The sequence below is a fragment of the Pseudoalteromonas sp. SR44-8 genome, from assembly GCF_014163635.1.
Taxonomy (GTDB): domain Bacteria; phylum Pseudomonadota; class Gammaproteobacteria; order Enterobacterales; family Alteromonadaceae; genus Pseudoalteromonas; species Pseudoalteromonas rhizosphaerae.
Window position 1 is genome coordinate 1 of the sequence record NZ_JACJDS010000077.1, and the last position, 2,366, is coordinate 2,366.

General features: G+C 43.2%; 3 protein-coding genes. All 3 read left to right on the plus strand.

Going from position 1 to position 2,366, the window contains the following annotated elements:
• The first annotated feature begins 81 nt into the window (after positions 1-81).
• The 3 genes from tnpA (at position 82) to tnpC (ending at position 2,338) form a co-directional block, all read left to right on the plus strand.
• Positions 82-378 carry an IS66 family insertion sequence element accessory protein TnpA gene (gene tnpA / locus H5183_RS21345; RefSeq protein WP_182732674.1) on the plus strand — a complete coding sequence of 99 codons (297 nt, stop codon included), beginning with the start codon at positions 82-84 and terminating at the stop codon, positions 376-378.
• The gene (tnpB, locus tag H5183_RS21350) at positions 378-725 is read left to right on the plus strand and encodes an IS66 family insertion sequence element accessory protein TnpB (RefSeq protein ID WP_182732675.1); all 348 of its coding nucleotides are present in this window, start codon (positions 378-380) and stop codon (positions 723-725) included. The genes tnpA and tnpB overlap by 1 nt, the downstream gene beginning before the upstream one ends.
• Positions 726-820: 95 nt before the next feature.
• Complete coding sequence (gene tnpC, locus H5183_RS21355) at positions 821-2,338, plus strand: IS66 family transposase (RefSeq protein WP_182732676.1); 1,518 nt, start codon at positions 821-823, stop codon at positions 2,336-2,338.
• Positions 2,339-2,366: the final 28 nt, after the last annotated feature.

Sequence of the window (2,366 nt, forward strand, 5' to 3'; positions counted from 1 at the left end):
CGTAAGCGTCTAGCAAAGTGCACCTGCCAATAACTCGTCAAACCGATTAAGCTATTTCTGAATTTCAATTAGGAGATAGCCATGAGAAAAATGCGTAACCTTGAGCAGTGGCGCAACATTATCGAAGAACAACAAGCCAGCGATTTAACTATCACTGACTATTGCCAGCTACATGCTTTATCAAAAACAAGCTTCTATGCCGCACGAAGTAAGCTTAATGAATCATCAGGCAGCTTTGTTCGCGCTAAAGTAGCTAAACACGTTGACGTCACCGAACACCAACTGTCGATTACCCTCGAAGTCGGAAAAGTAAACGTCAGTTTGCCTCCCACAACGTCTGCATCTTATCTAGGCCAATTACTCCGCGAGCTTGCCTGATGAAAATGTTTGTTGAACCAAAGTGTATTTACTTACACCGCGATGCCGTGGATTTTCGAAAATCCATTGATGGTCTGGTCGCACTGGTTGAAGGCGAGCTTGAACGTGATGCTTACACTGGTGCATTATTTTTGTTCTGCAATAAAGCGAAAGACAAACTCAAGCTGGTTTACTGGGATAAAACGGGCTTTGCTTTGTGGTACAAGCGGTTAGAAAAACAAAAGTTCAAATGGCCAAACAAAGCCAATCTGCAAGAATTTGAACTCAGTCCTCAGCAATTGGATTGGTTATTGTCGGGATATGATGTACTTGGTCATGAAGAATTGCTGTATCAATCGATGATCTAATTGATCATATTGACAGTAAATGATCGTTGCCACACCGTCCGTTTTATCTTTGCGTCAAGCAAGAAAACACCGTCAAATTCTGTTAAATTGCGAACATGAAAATTGATGCACACTCACTTCCTGACGACCCAGAACAACTCAAGCGCATGTTGCTTGAGTTGCAACAGCATATGGATGAAAAGTTAGCTGAAAAAGATGCGCAAATTTACGAATTGCTGCAAGCTTATAACGCTAAGCTTGCCAAAGAGTACGCGAAGAAATCTGAAAAGATGCCGGGTGCAGGCGAAGTATTTAATGAAGCAGAAGACATTCTTGATGAACATGATAAAGCGCTATTGGTCACATCGGCCTCAGTAAAGACAGAAAAAGCCAAACCGAAACGCCGCCCACTGCCAGCGCAGTTGCCGCGAATTGAGGTGGTTGTTGACCTCGAAGAGGATGACAAAATGTGTGATTGCTGTCAAAGCCCCCTTCACAAAATGGGTGAAAGCAGCAGTGAAGCACTAGAATTTGTGCCAGCGCATATCAAAGTCATCAAAACCATTCGTCCAAAATATACGTGTCGCCACTGTGAGCGAGAAGGGATTGAAAGTGTGGTGAAAACCGCAAAAATGCCCGCAACAGTCATTCCAAAAAGTATCGCCACGCCTAGTTTGCTGAGCCAAATAATCACCTGTAAATACCAGTTTGGTTTACCGCTTTATCGCCAAGAAACGCTATTTGCTGATATCGGTATTGAGTTGAGTCGGCAAACCATGTCGAGTTGGATGTTACGCTGCGCAGACCTGTTATCCCCCTTGTATCAACACTTAAAAGAGGTGTTGTTATCTCAAGCCGTTATTCATGGTGATGAAACCCCGCTCAACGTTATTAACGCAGATAAAGCGACCAGCTATATGTGGCTGTATTGTTGCGGCGATGATAAACCGGGTAAAGGCACCAATATTGTCCTGTTTGATTACCATAACAGTCGCGCAGGCCAATGTGCGGTTGATTTCCTTGATGGTTACGATGGCTACATGCACGTTGACGGCTACAAGGCATACGAGCAAACGAATGCAACACTGGTTGCGTGCTTAGCCCATATGCGCCGTAAATTCATCGAGGCTAAAGGCAATAATAAAAAAACCGTCAAAGCGGATGTAGCACTAAACCTTATTCGCAAGCTCTACGGTATTGAGCAAGCCATCAAAGATAAAACGGCCGATGAAAAGTTCAAGATTAGGCAGCAAAAAGCCAAACCAATCGTTGATGAATTGTATCAATGGTTACTCAAGCATAAAGATAAAATCCCACCAAAAATGGCGTTAGGTGAAGCAATTACCTATGCGATAAATCAGTTTGAGAAATTCAGGCGTTACCTTGATGATGGCAGGCTCAGTATTGACAATAACCGTGCAGAGCGAGCTATAAAACCATTCGTAATAGGGCGAAAAAACTGGTTATTCTCAAATACCTGCAATGGTGCACATGCCAGCGCTATACTTTATAGTCTTGTTGAAACTGCAAAGGCAAATGACCTTGTGATGCATGACTATATTGCAACTTGTTTACAACATATTGCTGAGCAGCCAAGCAACCTTGAGCCGCTGTTACCTTGGTACATAAAGTAAAGCTAGGTGTCGTTAGCTATACGTTTAC